This window comes from Flavobacterium sp. EDS (genome assembly GCF_020991525.1).
Taxonomy (GTDB): domain Bacteria; phylum Bacteroidota; class Bacteroidia; order Flavobacteriales; family Flavobacteriaceae; genus Flavobacterium.
The window spans coordinates 18,911-41,189 of sequence record NZ_JAJMOZ010000023.1 but is presented as its reverse complement, the minus strand read 5'-3'; the positions used below and the strand labels follow the sequence as shown (position 1 = coordinate 41,189).

Genomic DNA, 22,279 nt, shown 5'->3' with positions numbered 1-22,279 from the left:
CTGTTAATTTCTTTAAAGAGATTAACAGCTTTAAAATTGTTTAATTCGGGTTCTAAAGGCTAAATTTGCACTATCATATAACTTTTTTAAAACATAATGTTAAAAAAATACTTCAGGAGATTCGAATCAATTATTGCTATGCTGCAATCTATATTGACGCAAAAGCAATTTATATTCATGTCCAGTGTTTTGGTTGGTATTTCCTGTGCCTTTGCTGTAATTGTCTTAAAAACCTTTGCGCATAGTGTGTTCTCGTTTGCCACTTACATTAATGGTATTCTAAAACTAAGTTTCATTAATAGTATCTTACCTATCATTGGTATCTTACTTACCGTTTTTGTAGTAAAGAGAGTCTTAGGTGGAACTATTGAAAAAGGTACTTCTCAGATTTTATATACTGTTGCTAAAAAGGCTAGTATTATCCCTAAAAAGCAAATGTATGCGCAAATTATCACCAGCTCCCTTACTGTTGGTCTTGGTGGTTCTGCAGGTTTAGAAAGCCCAATTGTGGTTACTGGAGCTGCTTTTGGATCTAATTATGCCCAAAATTACAAATTACCTTATAAAGACCGAACATTACTTATTGGTTGTGGTGTTGCAGCTGGAATTGCAGCTGCGTTTAATGCCCCAATTGCTGGTGTTCTTTTTGCTATCGAAGTTTTATTAGTTGATGTAAGCATTTCAGCATTTACTCCAATTATGATTTCGGCTGCTACTGGCGCTTTGGTTTCGGCGATTGTTCTAGATGAAAACATCTTATTAAATTTTAAACAACAACAAACTTTTGATTATCACAATATCCCTTTCTATGTACTTTTAGGAGTATTAACCGGCTTTATAGCGGTATATTATGCTAGAAACTTTCAAAGAGTAGAACACTATTTTTCTAAATTAAAAATGAGTGCTTATAAAAAAGCGCTATTTGGTTCTTCGATGTTAGCAATTCTTATATTCATATTCCCAACCCTTTTTGGTGAAGGATATGAAAGCATTAAGACCTTATCAGAAAGTGACCCTGGAAAATTATTAGACAATACCCTATTTGAAGGCTTCAGAAATAACCAGTGGGTTTTATTACTTTTTGTTGGATGTACTATGATGGTAAAAGTTTTTGCTTCTGGTTTAACAATTGGTAGTGGTGGTAATGGTGGTAACTTTGCTCCTTCTTTATTTTTAGGTTCTTACATAGGTTATTTCTTTTCTAAATTGATTAGCCTAACAGGTCTTACGCAACTACCAATTAGTAATTTTACAATGGTAGGAATGGCTGGAATCTTAAGCGGTTTATTTCATGCGCCTCTTACAGCTATTTTCCTTATTGCCGAAATTACGGGTGGTTATAGCTTAATGATTCCGCTTATGATTGTTTCCTCAATTAGTTTTGCTATTTCTAAACGTTTCGAAAAATATTCTCTAGATGTAAAAGGATTAGCGCAGAAAGGACATGCTTTTACAAGCAATAAAGATTCTAATATTTTGTCGACTCTAGAAATCGATTCTATCATTCAGACCGATTATTTAACAGTTTCTCCTGATGAGCATCTTAGTAAATTAGTTGATTATATTTCGCACTCTAATCAAGTTGTTTTTGCTGTAATAAATTCAGATTCAGAACTAGTAGGAATAGTACATTTTAATGATATCCGAGAAATTATCTTTAATGTTTACAGAGTAAAATATACCTTGATAAAAGATGTTATGAAAACTCCTCCGGCAACTATTTCCTCAATAGATAGCATGGAAACAGTGATGAATAAATTTGAAGCATCTAAAGTGGCTTTCTTGCCTGTAATAAAAAATGGAAAATATTACGGGTTCATTTCCAAATCTATAGCACTAGAAGCCTATAGAACCAAGTTAAAATCTATGACAATAGAATAACCTTATTATCGGATAGCGTATAAATTAAAAATATCCGATATTAAGACGTATCTTTGTGGAATGTGGAATATAGACTTAACATATAGAAACGAGTTTGAATCAACATTTAAAAGACTCTACCAAAAAAGACAAGATTTGCAAGCCAGCAGACCATTGCCTACTATCGCTTTGAATAAAATCCGTGAAAGCTTATCGATAGAATGGACATACAATTCTAATAGCATCGAAGGCAATACAATGAGCTTACGAGAAACCCAAATGGTAATACAGGAAGGAATTACTATAAAAGGTAAATCACTTCGAGAACATTTTGAAACTCACAACCATGATAAAGCCATTGATTATGTATACTCAATAGTAACTGATGATTACAAACTTCGAAGTATAGATATACTTTCTCTTCATAATTTAGTCTTACGTTCTATCGAAGAGGATTTTGCAGGACGTATCAGAAATGGTGGTGTTCGTATTTCGGGTGCTAATTTTATGCCTCCAAATGCTAACAAAGTCTCCGATTATCTAGATGAATTAATCGATTTTATAAATACAAATCCACTAGGTTTAAATGATATCGAGCTAGCAGCTATTTTTCATCATAAATTTGTTTGGATTCATCCATTTTTTGATGGTAATGGTCGTACAGTTCGCTTGAGTATGAATTTACTATTGATGCGTTGTGGTTTTCCACCTGCCATTATCCTTAAAAATGATAGAAAAAAATATTACGAAGCACTCAATCAGGCAAACAATGGTAATTATCAAAAACTAGTTCTTTTAATGTGTCAAGCTCTAGAAAGAACCCTTACTATTTATTTAAATGCAATGCCTGGTAACGAAACCGAATACCAAACGATATCTAATATTGTAAGTGAACCAAGTGCTCCTTATGGTCAGGAATACGTGAGCTTATTAGCTAGAACAGGTAAAATAGATGCTTATAAAGAAGGACGCAATTGGTACACAACCAAAGAAGCCATTGATAATTACATTTTAACTCGCAAAAGAAAACGCTAACTATTTAAGTTGGCGTTTTTTCCTGTGTGTGTAATGGGACGCGGATGAAATCTGTTTTATTCGTGTTCTTTTTAACGCAACATATATTAAATCAGTTTCATCCATATTCTATTTTAACACAAACTTCTATACTGTTATATCGAAAGAACAAATCAAAATGGTAACTTTGCTTTTTTGCAAAAATTATGTCGGATACAAATAATACTATTGAAGTTCTTGGCGCAAGAGTTCACAACCTAAAAAACATCGATATTTCTATTCCTCGTGAAAAACTGGTCGTAATTACCGGTTTATCAGGCTCAGGGAAATCTTCTTTGGCATTTGATACTATCTATGCCGAGGGTCAACGTCGTTATGTAGAAACTTTTTCAGCCTATGCCAGACAGTTTCTAGGTGGCTTAGAACGTCCTGATGTTGATAAAATCGATGGCCTTTCGCCTGTTATTGCTATTGAACAAAAAACAACTAGTAAAAGTCCTCGTTCTACCGTAGGTACGATTACCGAAATATATGATTTCCTCCGTTTATTATATGCGAGAGGCGCTGATGCCTATAGTTATAATACAGGCGAAAAAATGGTGAGCTATAGCGACGAACAAATTAAAGATTTGATTATTCATGATTTTAATGGCAAACGCATTAACATTCTTGCTCCTGTAATTAAAGCACGTAAAGGTCATTATGCCGAGCTTTTTCAACAAATAACCAAACAAGGTTTCATAAAAGTTCGTGTTAATGGTGAAGTTCAGGATTTAGTTACCGGCATGAAACTAGACCGTTACAAAACACATGATATTGAGATTGTTGTTGACAGAATGGTTATTGAAGATACTCCTGACAATCAAAAGCGATTATCTGAAAGCATTAATACTGCTATGCATCATGGTGAAAATGTATTGATGATTTTAGATCAGGATACTAATGAGGTGCGCTATTTTAGTCGTAATTTAATGTGTCCCTCTACTGGAATATCTTATCAAAATCCTGAGCCGAATTTATTTTCTTTTAACTCTCCAAAAGGAGCTTGCCCTCATTGTAACGGATTAGGAACCGTACATGAAATCAACATAAAAAAAATAATTCCGAATCCTAAATTATCTATTAAAGCCGGTGGATTTGTTCCGCTTGGCGAATATAAATCGTCTTGGATTTTCAAACAGCTGGAAGTTATTGGAGAGAAGTTTGGTTTTAAAATTACCGATCCTATCGAAAAAATTTCTGCTGAAGCCATGCATATGATCTTACATGGTGGAAAAGATAAATTTACCGTTAACTCAAAAGATTTGGGTGTAGCTCGTGATTATAAAATAGATTTTGAAGGAATATCTAATTTCATCAAAAGTCAACACGACGAAAGTGCTTCGACTACAATAAAACGTTGGGCAAAAGATTTTATGGACGAAATAAAATGTCCAGAATGTCATGGCTCTAGATTAAAAAAAGAAGCTTTATTTTTCAAAATAAATGAAAAAAATATCACCGAATTGTGTGATATGGATATATCTGATTTGACTGCATGGTTCTTAGATCTGAACAGTCATTTAACCGACAAACAACTTTTGATTGCTTCTGAAGTTGTTAAAGAAATAAAAGACCGCCTGAACTTCTTAATGAATGTAGGTTTAAATTATTTAGCATTAAGCCGAAGTTCTAAATCTCTTTCTGGTGGTGAAGCGCAACGTATTCGATTAGCAACCCAGATTGGTTCACAATTAGTTGGGGTATTATATATTCTAGATGAACCAAGCATTGGCTTGCACCAAAGAGACAATGAAAAACTAATTCATTCTTTGGAACAATTGCGTGATATCGGGAATTCTGTTATTGTAGTAGAACACGACAAGGACATGATTGAACGTGCCGATTATGTTATTGATATTGGCCCTAAAGCAGGAAAATATGGTGGTGAAATTATAAGTAAAGGAACTCCAGAGGAAATTCTGCAGCACCATACCATAACGGCTATGTACATGAATGGAGAAATGAAAATCGAAATTCCTGCAAAACGTCGTGAAGGAAACGGAAAGTTTTTAAAACTTACTGGTGCAACAGGAAATAACCTAAAAAATGTTTCTATTGAATTGCCTTTAGGAAAAATGATTTGCGTTACTGGTGTTTCTGGAAGCGGGAAATCAACATTGATAAATGAAACACTGTACCCTATTCTTAATGCTTATTATTTTAATGGTGTAAAGAAACCACAGCCTTATAAAAAAATTGAAGGCTTGGAACATATAGATAAAGTTATCGATATTGACCAAAGTCCGATTGGTAGAACTCCACGTTCGAATCCGGCAACATATACTGAAGTTTTTACTGAGATAAGAAATCTATTTACGATGACTTCTGAAAGTATGATTCGTGGTTATAAAGCAGGTCGTTTTAGTTTTAATGTAAAAGGTGGCCGTTGCGAAACTTGTGAAGGTTCCGGTGTGAGAACTATCGAAATGAATTTTTTACCTGATGTTTATGTTGAATGCGAGACTTGTCAAGGAAAACGTTTTAACAGAGAAACTCTTGAGATACGTTATAAAGGAAAATCCATTTCGGATGTTTTAAATATGACTGTAGATGAAGCGGTTCCGTTTTTTGAGAACATTCCGAAAATTTACAGAAAAGTAAAAACTATACAGGATGTTGGCTTAGGTTATATCACACTTGGTCAGCAAAGCACAACGCTTTCTGGTGGTGAAGCGCAACGTATTAAACTTGCTGGTGAATTATCTAAAAAAGATACTGGAAATACATTCTATATTCTTGACGAACCTACAACTGGATTGCATTTTGAAGACATTCGGGTTCTTATGGATGTGATTAATAAATTGGTCGATAAAGGAAATACTATATTGATTATCGAGCATAATATGGATGTAATTAAACTTGCTGATTATATTATTGATATTGGTCCCGAAGGCGGAAAAGGTGGCGGACAGCTTATTGCAAAAGGAACTCCCGAAGAAATAATAAAAAACAAGAAAAGTTATACAGCGCAGTTTTTGAAAAAAGAATTATCTTAGTATATTGCGCCCCGCTTTAAAACAAATACACTTTTAAGACGGAAGCCCTAGCCCAGATAGTAGCGGCATCCTTTTGGTTTTTTCTTTAAAAACCAAAAGATAAAGCGAATAGCTGGTAAATGCTCCTGAAAAATAAATTAATACAAAATAAAATGAGATTAGAAGATTTTGACAATGACGAGGATAAAGTAATCCAAGATAGATTAAAACAAAAAACATGGAACGAAATTAGAACCAATGATAGTTGGGCGATTTTTAAAATCATGGCTGAATTTGTAAATGGATATGAAAACATGGGACGCATTGGTCCGTGTGTGTCTATTTTTGGATCAGCAAGAACAAAATCAGATAATAAATATTATTTATTGGCTGAGAAAATTGCCTATAAAATCAGTAAAGCTGGCTATGGTGTAATTACTGGTGGTGGTCCCGGGATCATGGAAGCTGGTAATAAGGGTGCTCATTTAGGAGGTGGAACTTCAGTTGGATTGAACATTGAATTGCCTTTTGAGCAACATTTTAACCCTTATATCGACCACGATAAAAACTTAAATTTCGATTACTTTTTTGTTCGTAAAGTAATGTTTGTAAAATATTCTCAAGGCTTTGTGGTTATGCCAGGTGGTTTTGGAACTCTTGACGAAATGTTTGAAGCTATCACTTTAATTCAGACTAAGAAAATTGGAAAATTTCCTATTATTTTAGTTGGAACCGAATTTTGGTCAGGATTAATTGATTGGGTAAAAACTACTTTGGTAGAGAAAGAACATACTGTAAGTCCTGAGGATTTAGATTTATTCAAAATCGTTGATTCTGAAGATGAAGTAGTTGAAGCTCTGGATAAATTCTATAAAAAATATGATTTAAGTCCTAATTTCTAAAATTTAAAAAAGCTGTGTAACAACAGCTTTTTTTATGCTTTTTTCTGTCTATTAAGTTTCATAAATCCACAATTAATAGTATATTTATTTCGTTATTAAATCTTTAAGGATAATCATTGAAGTTACTTTCTAAATTTACTATTTGTATTTTTGTTTTATTTAGTTCGATAAAACAATACGCACAGCATCATTCTAAAATGGCGGTTGCGGTAAATCTCGAGCTAAAAACATTGAACATTAGACAAGAAATTACTTTTAACAATGTATCAAACGACACCTTAATTTCTGTTGTTCTTAATGATTGGAACAATTCTTTTTCAGATAAAAACACCCCACTTGCCAAACGTTTTTCGGATGAATTTTACAGAGGATTCCATCTTGCAAAACCAGAAGAACGTGGAAATACAACAATTATAAGCTTAGCCGATACTCAAGACGGAGCACTTGCTTGGGAAAGATCTGTTAAGAACCCCGATTTTATTGTCGTTAAGCTAAACCAGAAACTAGCTCCTAACGAAACTATTGTTTTACACCTGACCTATATTGTTAAGATTCCTAGTGATAAATTTACAAGATATGGATTTTCACAAAACGGAAGTTTAAACCTAAAAAACTGGTTCTTAACGCCTGCCCGATTTGAAAATCATCGTTTTATAAAATACAACAATTACAATCTAGATGACATTGCAAATGCTACTACTGATTATGACGTTGAAATAAAAATTCCGAACAATTACACTATCACAACTGACTTAGATAAGGTTTCTCAAGATCAATTTGAGACTTACAGCAACACTAGCTATTCTGGCAATAAGAGAACTGATTTCAGTATGTTTATTGAACCGAAGAATAGTTTCAAAAATTATAAAATTGGCTCCCTAGAAGTTTCCACTAATTTAAGGAATAACAATTTAGACGAAATACAGAAAGCTCTTGCTATAAGCAAAATTGTAGATTACACAAATGCTTATATTGGTACATATCCGCATAATAAAATTACTGTTTCGCAAATAGATTATGAAAGAAATCCGTTTTATGGTTTAAACCAGTTGCCTTCATTTATAAATCCGTTTCCTGATGCATTTATGTTTGAAATTAAGTTCTTAAAAACGTACTTAAACACTTATTTAAAAAACAGCTTACGCCTTGACCCCAGAAAAGACAACTGGATTTATGATGGCATTCAAATATATGTCATGATGAAATATATCGAAGAAAACTACCCTGATCAGAAAATGATGGGAAGTCTTTCTAAACTAAAGATCTTAAAAAGCTACAAACTAACAAATTTGAGTTTTAATGAGCAATACAGCTATTTTTATATGCTTATGGCTCGCAAGAACCTCGACCAGCCACTAGGCGATCCTAAGAACACGCTAATAAAATTTAATGAACAAATTGCCAGCAAATACCGAGCTGGACTAAGCCTTAGCTATCTAGATGATTATTTGGGTAACAATAGTGTACAAACGAGCATTCAGGATTTTTATGAACTTAATAAAATAGAGCAAGTAAGTCGTACAAACTTTGAAAGTTTAATGAATTATAATGCCAAAAAGAACATTGATTGGTTCTTTGATATTATAATTAACTCTAGAAAAATAATTGATTACAAATTTCATAATGTTTCTAAAACAAAAGACAGCGTTACGTTTTCTATAAGAAACAAAACAGATAATTATCTTCCGATTCCAATATATGGAGTGAAGAAAAAAGATATAATGTTTAAACAATGGATAGACACTAAAAGCACCGACACTACATTTACTGTAGAAAGAAAAAATGCAGATAAAATTGTTATAAATTATCAAAATGAAGTTCCTGAATATAATTTGAGAAACAACTGGAAATCCTTAAAAGGTTTTTCACCAACCAATCGTCCTATAAAATTTAATTTTGTAAAAGATTTAGAAGATCCCTATTACAATCAGATAATCTACATTCCGACTCTTAATTATAATTATTATGATGGGATTGCTCCTGGAATACGTTTTCATAACAAAACAATATTAGACAAACCATTTACATTTGATGTAAATCCTGCTTACTCTATAAAAGCAAAGACTATATCTGGTTCGTCTGGCTTCTCTTATGTTCAGAATTTTAGAAATAGTACCTTATACAATATAAGATATTCCTTTTCTGAGGCTTATTTTCACTACGCTCCAGACGCAACGTATCTAAAATTAAACCCAATGGTACAGTTACGTATCAGAGAAGAAAATTTTCGTGACAACAGAAAACAACTTATCACAATGCGCCAAGTTATTGTAAATAGAGAAAAAAGTAATTATATAACTGATAATTCTAGTCCCAATTATTCAGTTTTCAATGCTCGTTATTATAATACAAAAACAGAGATTACGAATCATTTTAATTTTATGTCGGAAGTCCAATTTGCTAGCCAATTTGGAAAACTTGCCAGCGAAATAGAATTCAGAAAACTTTTTGAAAACAATCGCCAAATTAACCTAAGAATGTACGCTGGAACTTTTTTATACAACAACACCAATTCTGATTATTTCAGTTTTGGTATTGATCGCCCTACTGATTACCTATTTGACTATAACTATTATGGCAGATCTGAAAGCACTGGTATTTTTAGTCAACAATTTATAATGGCCGAAGGAGGTTTTAAATCAAAACTAATTCCTCAATTTGCTAATCAATGGATAGGAACTTTAAATGCAAGTTATTCGCTATGGAACTGGATAGAAGCTTATGGCGACGTTGGTTTTATTAAGAGTAAAGGCCTTTCTGAAAAATTTATATATGATAGTGGTATCCGATTAAATTTTGTTCCAGATTACTTTGAATTGTATTTTCCTGTATATTCTAATAATGGATGGGAAATTTCTCAAGATAATTATGGCGAAAAAATACGATTTGTAGTCACTTTATCTCCTAAAACATTAACCAATCTTTTTACAAGAAAGTGGTTTTAATCAAATAAAAATTAAATAAAACATAAATTATTATCACAAAATTAAACAAAACAATAAAAATACAATAAAAAAAGTATCCCGTTATACCCATTTAAATACAGATAATTAAATTATATTTTTTTTAACGAATTATGATAATTGCTACTTTTTAAGTAATTTTGTGACCTAACATGACCCTTTCCAGATTATGATAAAAGAAAAAAACAATACTACACTTACTTTCGAAGATTTCAAAACTGAAGTTTTGAACGACTACAGAATCGCTATAATCAGCAGGGAATGTAGCCTATTAGGCCGTAAGGAGGTATTGACAGGAAAAGCCAAATTTGGAATTTTTGGCGACGGAAAAGAAGTTCCTCAATTGGCAATGGCTAAAGCTTTCAAGAATGGTGACTTCCGATCAGGATACTACCGTGATCAAACTTTTATGATGGCTATTGGAGAATTAACTCCTAAACAATTTTTTGCTGGTTTGTACGGACATACAGATTTAGATTTTGATCCTATGTCTGCAGGAAGACAAATGGGTGGACACTTTGTTACTCATAGTTTAAATGAAGATGGTTCATGGAAAAACCTAACCAAACAAAAAAATTCTAGTGCTGATATCTCTCCTACTGCTGGACAAATGCCAAGATTATTAGGACTTGCTCAGGCATCTAAAATATACAGAAATGTTGATGGTATAAAAATCAAAGATAATTTTTCTGTTAATGGTAACGAAATTGCATGGGGAACTATTGGAAATGCCAGTACTTCTGAAGGTTTATTTTTTGAAACTATAAATGCTGCTGGAGTATTACAAGTACCAATGGTAATGAGTGTTTGGGATGATGAGTACGGAATTTCGGTTCATGCAAGACATCAAACCACTAAAGAAAATATCTCTGAAATATTAAAAGGATACCAACGTGATGAAAACTCAAACGGATATGAAATCTTTAGAGTTAAAGGTTGGGATTATGCCGAATTAATAGCAACTTACGAAGAAGCGGCTGCTATTGCCCGCGAAAAACATATTCCTGTATTAATTCATGTAAACGAATTAACACAACCGCAAGGACACTCTACTTCTGGTTCTCACGAACGTTATAAGAATGCAACTCGTTTGGCTTGGGAAAAAGATTTTGACTGTATTCGTCAAATGAGATTATGGATGATTGCCATCAATATTGCTTCTCCTGAAGAACTCTCTGAGATGGAACTTGAACTTAAAAAAGAAGTTTTTGACGCTAAAAAAGAAGCATGGAATTCTTTTATAGATCCAATTATACACGATCAAAAAGAATTACTTTCTTTATTAGAAAACATTGCTCCAAAAAGCGCAAATAAAGACCAAATAATAAAACTTACTTCTGAATTAAGTACTGTAAAATCTCCTCTAAAAAAGGAAATGCTAGTTGTTGCTCGTAAAGTATTGCGCTTAATTGTAAACGAAGACTGCAAAACTGAATTAGCAAATTGGATCACATCTTATATAGCTACAACTCAAGAGAGATTTAGCAGTAATTTATTCTCAGACTCTGATTTAAATGTTTTCTCTGTAGAGAAAGTTTTACCAAAATATGAAGCTAACAGCTTAGATGTAGATGGCAGAATGATTGTTAGAGATAACTTTGATGCAATCTTTACTAAATACCCTGAAACCTTAATTTTTGGTGAAGACGTAGGAAACATTGGCGACGTTAACCAAGGATTAGAAGGAATGCAAGAAAAATATGGAGAACTTCGTGTTGCCGATGTAGGTATTCGTGAAGCAACCATAATTGGTCAAGGAATTGGAATGGCTTTAAGAGGCTTACGTCCTATTGCTGAAATTCAATATTTAGATTATCTACTATATGCAATCCAAATTATGAGTGATGATTTGGCTACTTTACAATACAGAACTGTAGGTAAACAAAAAGCTCCATTAATCATTAGAACGCGTGGTCACCGCTTAGAAGGCATCTGGCATTCGGGTTCTCCAATGGGAATGATCATCAATGCTATACGCGGAATACATGTACTAGTTCCTAGAAACATGACTCAAGCTGCAGGATTTTATAACTCTTTATTAGAATGTGACGAACCTGCTCTTGTAATCGAATGTTTAAACGGATATCGATTAAAAGAAAAAGCTCCTAGCAACTACGGAGAATTTAAAACCCCTATTGGAGTTGTTGAAACTTTAAGAGAAGGTAAAGACATCACCCTAGTTTCATACGGATCGACTTTGCGATTAGTTGAACAAGCTGCCACTGAATTATTGCAAGCTGGTATTGACTGCGAGGTTATCGATTTACAATCATTACTTCCGTTTGATATCAATCAGGATATCGTAAAAAGTATCGCTAAAACAAATCGCTTGCTAGTAATCGATGAAGATTTACCAGGTGGTGCTTCAGCTTTCATCCTGCAACAAATTGTCGAACAACAAGACGCATACGTACATCTAGATAGCAAACCACAAACATTAACTGCAAAAGCTCACCGTCCTGCTTATGGGACTGATGGAGATTACTTTTCAAAACCTTCTGCCGAAGATATTTATGAAAAAGTATACAGCATGATGAATGAGGTAAATCCTTCTAAATATCCTAATTTATACTAAGAAATTAGTTTAATCATCAAATATAAAAAAGCTCCAAATCTTCACGTTTTGGAGCTTTTTTTATAGACTGTTTAAATAAATCTTTTTTATTTTTATAACAACTCCTTTTTTAAGGAGCTACTTCCTGCTGTCCGCTATATCTTTTACTGGCAAAAAAGCCAGAAAAAGGATGCCGCTACTCCCGATAGTTATCGGGACAGGGCTAAGACTTGCGTATTTATTAAAGTATGTCAGACTAAGCAAAGATTACCGTTACGTAGGGCTTCGACTCCGCTCAGCCTGACAACATAATGAATATACTACAACAAGCAAATACTCATTACATCACTTATACACTATACTGTCACCCTGAGCGGAGTCGAAGGCCGCTACTGATCTTCTCCCGAAATTCCGAAACACTCAGGAAGACAAGACTATACAGTAACTTTATTTCGATAACAACAATAATCTTGCTTTTTCTAAATCCTCTGGTGTATCAATTCCTATACCTACATGAGTAGTTTCGACCATTTTAATACGTTTTCCGAACTCTAAATAACGTAACTGCTCTAGCTTCTCTGAAGCTTCAAGAGTTTTCATCGGAAGGCTATAAAAATCCAATAATGCCTGCTTCCTAAAAGCATAAATTCCAATATGCTGAAAATAACATACTCCAACATCTTTGTCTCTTGGATATGGAATTACAGAGCGAGAAAAATACAAAGCAAATCCACTTTGATCTACCACTACTTTTACATTATTAGGATTATTTATTTCAAATTCGTCTTTTATTTCACGCATTAAAGAAGCCAAATCTACTTTTTTATCGAAATCATTTCTAAAAACTTCAATAACCTTTGCTAAGGGTTCTGCATCAATAAAAGGCTCATCACCTTGAACATTTACAACAATATCTACGTCTAAATCTTGGATTGCTTCAGCAATCCTATCACTTCCCGACTCATGTTCTTTAATACTCATTATGGCTTTACCTCCATTCGAGACGATTTCATCGAATATAATATCCGAATCGGTCACAACAAATACATCATCAAACAAGTTGGTTTGCATTGCAGCTTGATAGGTTCTTAAAATTACTGTTTTACCTCCCAAATCTTGCATCAGTTTCGCTGGAAATCGTGTAGAAGCGTAACGTGCGGGAATAACTGCTATTGTTTTCATTTTTGATAGTATTATTAATGTTCAATCCTGAAAACAAATATACTTATTCACTATCAGGTTTAAAAAATTTATTTATAACATATTTCTTAAATAACTAAAGTTTAATATATTATAAAATTTTTATTTTTATACGAAAAATAAAAATATGAAAAGATCATTAGCACTTCTCCCTCTCTATTTCTTTTTAGTTATGCATAGCGCATTTGCACAAAAAACTGAAACATCAATCATAAACTCATTCTCTGATCGAGTATTTCCAGGTAAAGGATATTTACCATTAGGAGATGTAAAATGGAAATTTAAAACCGATGGTAAAATCTTTTCTTCTCCAATTGCAAAAGATGGAATCGTTTTTATTGGTAGCGAAGATGGATATCTTTATGCAATCGAAGAAAATTCTGGAAATTTAAAATGGAAATTTAAAACAAACGGTGCAGTTCATAGTTCGCCATGTATTTATGAAAATACTATCTATTTTGGCAGCTTTGATGGTTATTATTATGCTGTAAATACCAAAACAGGTAATCAGATATGGAAATTCAGAACTGGAGGTGAGAATTGGTATAGAGAAACTGGCATTGAGGGAGCTATGGATAATTTATGGGATTATTTTTTATCATCACCTGTTATTTACAAAGACGACAAACAAGCTTCGGTTCTTTTTGGAAGTAGTGACGGAAATGTATACTCACTCGATGCAAAAAAAGGAAGTCTTAATTGGAAATTTAAAACTAACGGTCCAATTCATAGCACACCAGTTATAGATAAAAACATATTATATATTGGCGGATGGGATGCTAATTTGTATGCAATCAATTGCACAACAGGAAAAGAAAAATGGAAGTTTTCTACAGGAACCAAAACGGGATTCAAAGGAATTCAATCGTCTGTAACTGTTGCCGATGGAATGGTATATTTTGGAGCTAGAGATCCTTACCTTTTTGCTTTAAACTCAGAAACAGGAAAAGAAATCTGGAGATATGATGCAGAAAACTCATGGATTCTCAGCTCGGCAATAGTATTAGACAACATTCTATATGTAGGAACCTCAGATACCTATGCATTACTTGCATTAGATTCTAAAACAGGCAGAGAACTCTATCGCTTTAGAACTAGTGGATACGTATATTCATCACCAGCAATTGCAGGAAGCACTATTTATTTTGGAGACTTTACAGGTAACTTCTTTTCTCTAGACATGCTTTCGTCGGGCAAAATATCAAAGCTTATAAGTACAGATGCAAGAAAAAAACATGCTGGCGAAATACTAAACAACGACAATCTAGATTTTGTTTACGCGGCCAAAGGCTCAGATTTATCTCAATACAAAGAGAGCAAAAAGGTTATGGATGAATTCTACAAACTTGGCGCAATCGTTTCATCACCGTTTATTAGCAACAATACTGTTTATTTCGGGAGTGCAGATGGGTATTTTTATGCAATTAGACTAACAACAGGCTATTAAAACTTATACCTACTTAGAAACTAAAATTAACCGCAAAGAGCACAAAGGCACAAAGGCGCAAAGTTGCCAAACTTGAAACTTGAAACTTGAAACTTGAAACTAAAAAATCACATAATCTTAACTGATGTCATACTCAGCGACCCTGCCATCAATTTATCGTTAAACAAACTTAGTTCTTCTGATTTTTCTTTTAATCCTAAAGTGTAAAGCAGTGGTAAATAATGATCGGGTGTTGGGATTGCTAATTGCATCACTCGATCCATTTTCTCAAAATTGATAAGCGGTTGGAAATTCCCGTCTAACAAATAGTCATTAATTGTCTGTCGTGCTTCAATCGCCCAATCATAACCATAATTATCCTTATCATAATTATGAAAATCAATCAGCCTCAAATTATGAACAATGTTACCACTACCAATAATCAAAACGCCTTTATGGCGTAGTGATTGTAGTTTTTGAGCCAATTCAAAATGATATTGTCCAGGTTTTGTGTAATCAATACTTAACTGAATCACTGGCACATTTGCCTCAGGATATAAATGTTTTATCACACTCCAAGCCCCATGATCTAAACCCCAAGTTTCATCTAATTCTATTTCGACAGGACTAAGTATTCTTTTCGTTTCAACGGCTAATTCGGGGCTACCCTTGGCAGGATATTGTACATCAAATAAAGCTTGAGGGAAACCACCAAAATCATGAATCGTTTTAGGCATTTCCATAGCCGTAACTTTTGTTCCTTTGGTATACCAATGTGCCGAAATACATAAAATAGCATTGGGTTGAGGCAAAGTTTTAGCTAAGTTTCTAAATCCAGCTACAAACTCATTTTCTTCAATAGCATTCATCGGACTTCCATGCCCAAGAAACAAAACGGGCATTTTATCGGTATTCGAAAAAGTTTGTGAAATAGTATGTAGGTCGTTTAGTGTATTCATAATCATAAAGAGATTGGTTTTCTAAAAAAGCTAACGCGAATGGCACGAATTAGCACAAATTATTCTAAAGATATTTTGTTTCAAAGCAAACCCAACAAGTTTTTAAACCCTGCTACACTTAACCTCAGCAATATCTGAGAGAAAAGCGATTAAATTTTATAACAAATCAAGTTCGTATTTAAAACTTTAAATTATTCAACAAAATACTCGTCTTTAAATCCTATCAAATATAATTTATTTTTTGCTCTTGTCATAGCGGTGTACAACCATCGAATATAATCTCTATCGATTCCGTTTGGCAAATAAGGCTGTTCAATAAATACAGTATCCCATTGCCCACCTTGCGATTTATGACAGGTTATCGCATAAGAGAATTTTACTTGCAAGCCATTAAAATATTCATTGGCTTTTACTTTCTGGAATTTCTTATACTTTGTCGTTTCATTTTCATAATCTTTCATTACCTCTTCATACAATCGGTTTGATTCTTCGTAGGTTAATGATGGAGATTCACTTTTAATAGTATCCAATAGCAAAACTGTTTCAAAAGGCTTTTGATTTGGATAATCGACCATTCTAATTTTTACTTTAGCAAATTTAAATCCATACAATTCCTGAATACTAAAGATTTCTAAAATCTCGATAATATCACCATTTGCAATAAAACCAGCTTCATCTGAATCTTTTAACCAGAAATAATTATTCTTAACAACCATCAAGAAATCTCCTGTAGAAAGATCACTTTCTTTAAACAAAATCTTGGTTCTAATTTGTTCATTGTACTGATTGGCTCTTTTATTAGAACGTACTATAAATGCTGTATCTTCAATACTATAATTACTGTAAGCAGAATTGATAGCATCCTGAATATCATAACCATCTGTTAATCGCACGATATCTTTAAACTTCTTAACATCAAATCTAAACTCAGTAATAAAACTCTCTTTTAACAATTCACGTAACTCAGTAGCATTAAATAAAATCCCTGAATTTTCTTCCTGACGCATTACCTCATCAAGTTCGATATGCTCAATTTCTTTGTTATAATTTACGCTTAAAGTATGAATATCTAGCGCTGGACTAATATCTAGATTTACCGGAGGCAACTGAGCTGTATCTCCCAAAAGAATCATTTTGCAATTGGTTCCTGAATAAACATATGAAATTAAGTCGTCTAATAGAGAACCATTTTCATATAATTTAGAGTCTGAATTACTATCGGAAATCATCGAAGCCTCATCGACAATAAAGATGGTGTTTTTATGCTTGTTTTGCTGAATAGTAAACGAAACGCCTCCTCCTGAAGATTTCTTTGGGAAATATATTTTTTTATGAATCGTAAAAGCTGGTTTGCTCGAATAATTCGCAATTACTTTGGCTGCACGACCAGTTGGTGCAAGCAAGACATATTTCTTATCAATGTCAATTAAATTATTTACAATAGTCGAAATTACTGTGGTTTTTCCTGTTCCTGCATACCCTTTAAGCACAAAAATTGTCTCATTAGCTGTATCGGTTAAAAATATAGCAATCTTTTGGAAAAAAATGTCCTGTTTATATGTAGGAGAAAAAGGAAACTTTTTTTGTAAAAGACTATAAAACAAGGAAGAACTCATAACGATTATTTTAATGTAAAATTATCATCAAATATAGGTATCAAACGCGAGGGAACCACATAAATTCCCAAATGAATAAAAAAAAATTGTAAGTTTGTCATCACGTATAATTCTATTTTGATTCTTAACAAGAATTGAATTCTAAAACCATTTATGCAATCACAAAATACAAATATAACATCAAAAAAATACAAAAAACTTTCTATTCAGGTTTCACTGACTGGACTTTCATTTTGTTGTTTTGATACTTTAAACAATACAATTCTATCTTTAAACGAAGTTACTTTTGACACGTTTCATAAAACTACAAAAATTGAAGATTTATTTGCTGATGCTTTTAGTAAACATCCCGAGCTTAAAGATACTTATGATGAAATAACAGTTGTTCACAACAACAATTTATCAACATTTGTTCCAACTGCCCTTTTTGATGAAAACTTCCTAGGGAGTTATTTACAATATAATACCAAGGTTTTTGAAACCGATTTTTTTGCTTTCGATGTAATTACTAATTACCAAATGAATGCTGTTTACATTCCATATGTAAATATCAATAACTTTTTTATTGACCAGTTTGGTTCATTCGAATACAAACATGCCAATAGTATTCTTGTCGAAAAGCTTTTGGATCAATCCAAAAACAATGACGAAAAGACAATGGTAGTCAATTTTAATTTTGGCCATTTTGAAATCATTGTACTGCAAAACAAAAAACTATTATTATTTAATTCTTTTGAATATCAAACTCCTGAGGATTTTATTTATTACTTACTGTTTACAGCAGAACAACTTAATATGAACCCAGAGATTTTTAAACTTGAATTATTAGGAACGATTTCTGAAGATGATAATTTCTTTGAAATCGCTTATAAGTATATCCGAAATGTATCCTTGTTTGACGTATCTAACTTAAAAAGAAAAAATTCTTTTTCAACAGCTCAAAATCAACAACATTTTATACTTTTTCAATCATGAGAATCATTTCAGGAAAACACAAAGGAAGACGCATTTTTCCACCAAAAAACCTTCCCGTAAGACCTACAACTGACATGTCTAAAGAAGCATTATTTAATGTTTTGAACAACCATTTTAGTTTCGAAGGTTTAAAGATATTAGATTTATTCGCCGGAACCGGAAACATAAGCTATGAATTTGCTTCTCGCGGATGCACACCAATTACATCTGTAGATGGTGATTTTGGTTGTGTAAAATTCATCAAACAAATCGCAGCAGAATATGACTTTAATATTGCTGCTACAAAAAGTGATGTTTTTAAATTCTTAGAAAGCAGTAAAACTTCTTACGATATCATTTTTGCCGATCCTCCGTATGCAATGGATCAAGCTACATTTGAAAAAATTGTCATGCTAGTTTTTGAAAGAGACCTATTGCAAGAAGACGGAATGATGATTATCGAACATTCTAAATACACTAAACTCGATCATTTGAGTAATTTTTCATTCAAGAAAAGTTATGGAGGTTCGTTTTTTAGTTTCTTCGAATTTGATTCATCTGAAGAGGAAGAGGAAAACAACGAAACATCTACAAAAAATACCGAAGACGACGAAGGATAACTAAAATCTGATTCACATAAGCATAAAGCCTCCTTGATTATTCAAGGAGGCTTGTTTTTATATATTCATATCTAAATAGACATTACCGAATTCTATCTGAATCATTTATATTTTTGCCTTTAAATTCAGTGTCTTTCATTTTACCAAAGGAATATTTTATGGCAATTGAAATCTCATGAGAATCTATCAAATATCTTGCTTGTGAGTTTACATTATTAACAACAAACTGCTCTTCAATAACATTATTATTAAAAACGTTATTAAAACTCAAAGTACAATTCCAGTTTTTGAAAAAGGTTTTAGAAAGTGCCATATCAATAACAAATCTTTCATTTTTCTCAAATGCTCCTATATGTTGTTTGGTTAATCCCCAGCAAGAAACAGATAAAGTATATCCTTTTGGTAGTTTAAATTCGTTACTTGAGTAATAATACAAATAGGGTTTTGAGGATAAAAACAGAGCCGAATCATCTTCTATTTTTTCTAAAATGAAAACTAAAGAATTTGTCATTGTCCAAAATTCATAACTAAAGGGTAGCGTAAAGTCGGCTGAAAAACCTGACTCTCTATCGAAATTTTCATCTTTAAAAGTTAATATATTTTGCTCTTTATCATAAGTAAAACTACTATAAACAGGATTTGTATTTTGATAAAAACTTAGTTTAAGCGATTTATCATTATACTGAAAAACGGAAGAAATTTCGTTGCTAATAGTCGGGTCAAGATTGATATTTCGCGCATATACAAAATAAGGATTAATATAAGTTGTTCCTTGACTTAAAGAGGAATAATTAGGTCTAGAAATACTTTTAGAGTAATTTAAACTAATACTTTTTGTGCTATCTATCGGAAATGTAAATTCTGCTTTTGGGAAAAAATCGGTGTAGTTTTTCTCAATTAAAGGTGTTACATCCGTTTTATATCTTCCATTTGCATTAGTATTCTCAACCCTAAGTCCAACCGTAAAATCAATTTTATTTATTTTACCTGATAACTGACTATATCCTGCTAGATTTTGCTCTTTAAAATCATAATGGCTCAGTATATTTTGATTTGTTTCATAGTCGAAAATATCAAAATCTGACTTTGAATTTGCAGAAGAATAAAGCCCTCCCACTTCAAAAATCATTTCATTTTTAAACTTTTTCTCTATATCAATTCTTCCTAAAAAAACACCAACTTTAAATTTTTGATCTCGAATTTGTGTCAATCCAAACTCAGTATCGTTATAGTTATTTTGAACTTCACTAAACACTCCCTGATCAAAATTAGAATATTGAATACCTGCAAAAACCTGTGTTTCAATAGACTTAATCTTTTTTAAATAATTCAAAAATGAGTTCGAAAAATCCTTATTACTAGCATTATCAGTAAAAGTTAGAACGTTATTTGTAACATCCTCTTTTTTATTATAAGTATTTGCATTTATGTAAAAAGTATCACTTTGCAATTTACTACTAACAGTAAACGACAGATAATCATCCTCATTTATTTTATAAAATAAACTACCACCAAAAACAAACTGTTTCCTTTTTGTAAAAGCCTCAACGTTATAATTCGAAACAATACTAGCATTCGGGATTGCATAATCGACACTCTGGTATTCCCAAGGTTGCAATTGGTTATAATTAAAATTAGCTTTCCACTCTAGTTTACCTTTCTTAAAACTAGAATTAAATCCAATATAATTATTAAAGTCTTTCTTAAAAGAAGCTGTTTCAGATAAAATGGTCCTAAATCCATCTTTTTTACTAAACTTTCTTGTAACTAAAATTACTGCTCTACCTTCGGCTTCGTATTTAGCAGATGGATTCTGGATAATTTCGATATTCTTTATATCATCAACAGCTAGAGCATTCAAATCGTTTATTCCTACCTTTTGATTATCGATATAAATAAGAGGAGTTCCTTTGCCAACAATAGAAATATTCTCTTTGTCTGAACTTATAATAATTTTAGGCAGTTTGGACAATAAATCCATCGTATTAGGAATAGAATTATAAATAGAATTGGGTACATCTATTTTTAAGTTTCCGTTTTTATTGATAAATGTTTTTGACTTAGCATCAATAACAACTTCCTCTAACTTATTCGGAATACTATCTTTTAGAGTTTCATTTTGTGCATATCCAAATGCAGAAACAAGAAGACAGATTATAATTATTATTATTTTAATCATTTTTTAAGTAAATTAAGAATCCAATTCAAACAATCCTCTGTATCCATTATCGACCATGAATGTGGATTTTTGCTCCCGTTTAATTTCACGCCTTTACCTTGGCTTATAATTACATTTGCATTGTAATTGCCCATGATTCTTAATTGGTTGATCATTCCAACTATATCAATCCCATTCCAATCCTGTAAATCGCGGTGACGTTCATTAATTAGCCAGTTAATATCCAGATCAGTGTACATTCTTATCGGCATGTTTTTTAAGTATCTTGCATTCCCTCCATCTTTTGCACCAAAAGAAAAAATAGAAGCTTCGATATATTTTTCAGGAAACTGATCAGGCGAACCACCATACAAACTATCCCAATTATCCTTTATCCATTTTGCTTCATTTGCCCCTGCTTCAGAAAAATTTCTTTCAATTTCTCTTTCGCAATATTTATAAAAACGAGCATGATCCAGCGGAGCATCTAGAGCAAAAATGCCTTTAGGAATTAAAAAGAATTTACTCGGATTCTTAACCGAATTTTCTGCATAAGTCAAAGAAATAATACCACCATTTGATAAACCTCCTAAAATAAAATTATCCTTAGAGACTTTGTGCTTTGTTACAATTTCATTAAAAATCTTGTCTAAAAAAGCAAAATCAGCTTCTCTACTATCTGTTCCCCAATTTATAGAAGGAATAATTACGACCATTCCTTTCTTAACAGCTAACTCATGCAGTGTTATTTGTTTTAATAAATCTTCTGTAGTTTCTCCTCCAGAAGGCAAAATTACCAAAGCACCAATAATATCCGTTTTCGGAACCATTTTATAATAATGCAATGATTGAGAGTCTTCGTCATTGACATATAAATCATTGGTATCTAAATAATCTACCGTTACTTTTTCCATTTTTTGTCCATAACAAAATGTAATTCCAAATAGAATCAGCATTGATAATTGTTTTCTCATAATTTGTATTTTTCTATATATTTCGATTGCAAAAATGCTCCTAAAAAATACTATTGTAAGTT

14 protein-coding genes are annotated in these 22,279 nt (G+C 32.4%); 9 read left to right on the top strand and 5 right to left on the bottom strand.

The annotated features are described in order from the left end of the window. Nucleotides 1-96 precede the first annotated feature (96 nt). The 6 genes from LPB87_RS19795 to LPB87_RS19770 all read left to right on the top strand — a co-directional run bounded on the left by LPB87_RS19795 (nucleotide 97) and on the right by LPB87_RS19770 (nucleotide 12,331). A complete protein-coding gene (locus LPB87_RS19795) occupies nucleotides 97-1,881 on the top strand; it encodes a chloride channel protein (protein ID WP_129539049.1) in 1,785 nt (594 codons plus the stop codon). 60 nt (nucleotides 1,882-1,941) lie between these two features. Next, complete coding sequence (locus LPB87_RS19790) at nucleotides 1,942-2,895, top strand: Fic family protein (protein WP_230729052.1); 954 nt, start codon at nucleotides 1,942-1,944, stop codon at nucleotides 2,893-2,895. A 185-nt stretch (nucleotides 2,896-3,080) separates the two neighbouring features. Next, on the top strand, nucleotides 3,081-5,912 hold the full coding sequence (uvrA, locus tag LPB87_RS19785; RefSeq protein ID WP_230729051.1) for an excinuclease ABC subunit UvrA: 2,832 nt from the start codon (nucleotides 3,081-3,083) through the stop codon (nucleotides 5,910-5,912). Nucleotides 5,913-6,064: 152 nt separating this feature from the next. Next, nucleotides 6,065-6,793, top strand: coding sequence for a TIGR00730 family Rossman fold protein (locus LPB87_RS19780; RefSeq protein ID WP_129539052.1), 729 nt, complete (start codon nucleotides 6,065-6,067; stop codon nucleotides 6,791-6,793). A 197-nt stretch (nucleotides 6,794-6,990) separates the two neighbouring features. After that, nucleotides 6,991-9,738, top strand: coding sequence for an aminopeptidase (locus tag LPB87_RS19775; RefSeq protein WP_230729050.1), 2,748 nt, complete (start codon nucleotides 6,991-6,993; stop codon nucleotides 9,736-9,738). Nucleotides 9,739-9,925: 187 nt separating this feature from the next. Beyond that, nucleotides 9,926-12,331 (top strand): alpha-ketoacid dehydrogenase subunit alpha/beta, encoded by a 2,406-nt coding sequence (locus LPB87_RS19770; protein WP_230729049.1) that lies wholly within the window; start codon nucleotides 9,926-9,928, stop codon nucleotides 12,329-12,331. A gap of 426 nt (nucleotides 12,332-12,757) precedes the next feature. Here LPB87_RS19770 and kdsB read toward each other — a convergent pair whose 3' ends face one another. After that, nucleotides 12,758-13,492, bottom strand: a complete 735-nt coding sequence (kdsB, locus tag LPB87_RS19765; RefSeq protein ID WP_230729048.1) for a 3-deoxy-manno-octulosonate cytidylyltransferase — start codon at nucleotides 13,490-13,492, stop codon at nucleotides 12,758-12,760. Nucleotides 13,493-13,637: 145 nt separating this feature from the next. Here kdsB and LPB87_RS19760 point away from each other — a divergent pair, with 145 nt between their 5' ends. Next, nucleotides 13,638-14,957 carry a PQQ-binding-like beta-propeller repeat protein gene (locus tag LPB87_RS19760; RefSeq protein WP_230729047.1) on the top strand — a complete coding sequence of 440 codons (1,320 nt, stop codon included), beginning with the start codon at nucleotides 13,638-13,640 and terminating at the stop codon, nucleotides 14,955-14,957. A 107-nt stretch (nucleotides 14,958-15,064) separates the two neighbouring features. On the opposite strand, the gene ygiD is transcribed toward LPB87_RS19760, so the two are convergent. Further along, complete coding sequence (gene ygiD, locus LPB87_RS19755; RefSeq protein ID WP_230729046.1) at nucleotides 15,065-15,895, bottom strand: 4,5-DOPA dioxygenase extradiol; 831 nt, start codon at nucleotides 15,893-15,895, stop codon at nucleotides 15,065-15,067. 191 nt (nucleotides 15,896-16,086) lie between these two features. Then, a complete protein-coding gene (locus LPB87_RS19750; RefSeq protein WP_129539055.1) occupies nucleotides 16,087-17,511 on the bottom strand; it encodes an AAA family ATPase in 1,425 nt (474 codons plus the stop codon). Nucleotides 17,512-17,664: 153 nt separating this feature from the next. On the opposite strand from LPB87_RS19750, the gene LPB87_RS19745 reads away from it, so the two are divergent. Next, the gene (locus LPB87_RS19745) at nucleotides 17,665-18,486 is read left to right on the top strand and encodes a DUF3822 family protein (protein WP_230729045.1); all 822 of its coding nucleotides are present in this window, start codon (nucleotides 17,665-17,667) and stop codon (nucleotides 18,484-18,486) included. Further along, nucleotides 18,483-19,085 carry an RsmD family RNA methyltransferase gene (locus LPB87_RS19740; RefSeq protein WP_129539057.1) on the top strand — a complete coding sequence of 201 codons (603 nt, stop codon included), beginning with the start codon at nucleotides 18,483-18,485 and terminating at the stop codon, nucleotides 19,083-19,085. Before LPB87_RS19745 ends, LPB87_RS19740 begins: the two co-directional genes overlap by 4 nt. Nucleotides 19,086-19,167: 82 nt before the next feature. Here the strand turns inward: LPB87_RS19740 and LPB87_RS19735 are convergent, their stop codons facing one another. Both LPB87_RS19735 and LPB87_RS19730 read right to left on the bottom strand, forming a co-directional pair. Then, nucleotides 19,168-21,264 (bottom strand): outer membrane beta-barrel family protein, encoded by a 2,097-nt coding sequence (locus LPB87_RS19735; RefSeq protein ID WP_230729044.1) that lies wholly within the window; start codon nucleotides 21,262-21,264, stop codon nucleotides 19,168-19,170. Beyond that, nucleotides 21,261-22,217: a hypothetical protein gene (locus LPB87_RS19730; RefSeq protein WP_230729043.1), complete on the bottom strand. Its 957-nt coding sequence runs from the start codon at nucleotides 22,215-22,217 to the stop codon at nucleotides 21,261-21,263. Before LPB87_RS19730 ends, LPB87_RS19735 begins: the two co-directional genes overlap by 4 nt. Nucleotides 22,218-22,279 lie beyond the last annotated feature (62 nt).

What these genes read in the sequence shown, in the direction of transcription:
- uvrA (WP_230729051.1), top strand. Translation starts at nt 3,081, where the DNA reads ATGTCGGATACAAATAATACTATTGAAGTTCTTGGCGCAAGAGTTCAC.
- kdsB (WP_230729048.1), bottom strand. Translation starts at nt 13,492, where the DNA reads ATGAAAACAATAGCAGTTATTCCCGCACGTTACGCTTCTACACGATTT.
- LPB87_RS19760 (WP_230729047.1), top strand. Translation starts at nt 13,638, where the DNA reads ATGAAAAGATCATTAGCACTTCTCCCTCTCTATTTCTTTTTAGTTATG.
- LPB87_RS19795 (WP_129539049.1), top strand. Translation starts at nt 97, where the DNA reads ATGTTAAAAAAATACTTCAGGAGATTCGAATCAATTATTGCTATGCTG.
- LPB87_RS19775 (WP_230729050.1), top strand. Translation starts at nt 6,991, where the DNA reads ATGGCGGTTGCGGTAAATCTCGAGCTAAAAACATTGAACATTAGACAA.
- LPB87_RS19730 (WP_230729043.1), bottom strand. Translation starts at nt 22,217, where the DNA reads ATGAGAAAACAATTATCAATGCTGATTCTATTTGGAATTACATTTTGT.
- LPB87_RS19780 (WP_129539052.1), top strand. Translation starts at nt 6,065, where the DNA reads ATGAGATTAGAAGATTTTGACAATGACGAGGATAAAGTAATCCAAGAT.
- LPB87_RS19745 (WP_230729045.1), top strand. Translation starts at nt 17,665, where the DNA reads ATGCAATCACAAAATACAAATATAACATCAAAAAAATACAAAAAACTT.
- ygiD (WP_230729046.1), bottom strand. Translation starts at nt 15,895, where the DNA reads ATGAATACACTAAACGACCTACATACTATTTCACAAACTTTTTCGAAT.
- LPB87_RS19740 (WP_129539057.1), top strand. Translation starts at nt 18,483, where the DNA reads ATGAGAATCATTTCAGGAAAACACAAAGGAAGACGCATTTTTCCACCA.
- LPB87_RS19750 (WP_129539055.1), bottom strand. Translation starts at nt 17,511, where the DNA reads ATGAGTTCTTCCTTGTTTTATAGTCTTTTACAAAAAAAGTTTCCTTTT.
- LPB87_RS19790 (WP_230729052.1), top strand. Translation starts at nt 1,942, where the DNA reads ATGTGGAATATAGACTTAACATATAGAAACGAGTTTGAATCAACATTT.
- LPB87_RS19735 (WP_230729044.1), bottom strand. Translation starts at nt 21,264, where the DNA reads ATGATTAAAATAATAATAATTATAATCTGTCTTCTTGTTTCTGCATTT.
- LPB87_RS19770 (WP_230729049.1), top strand. Translation starts at nt 9,926, where the DNA reads ATGATAAAAGAAAAAAACAATACTACACTTACTTTCGAAGATTTCAAA.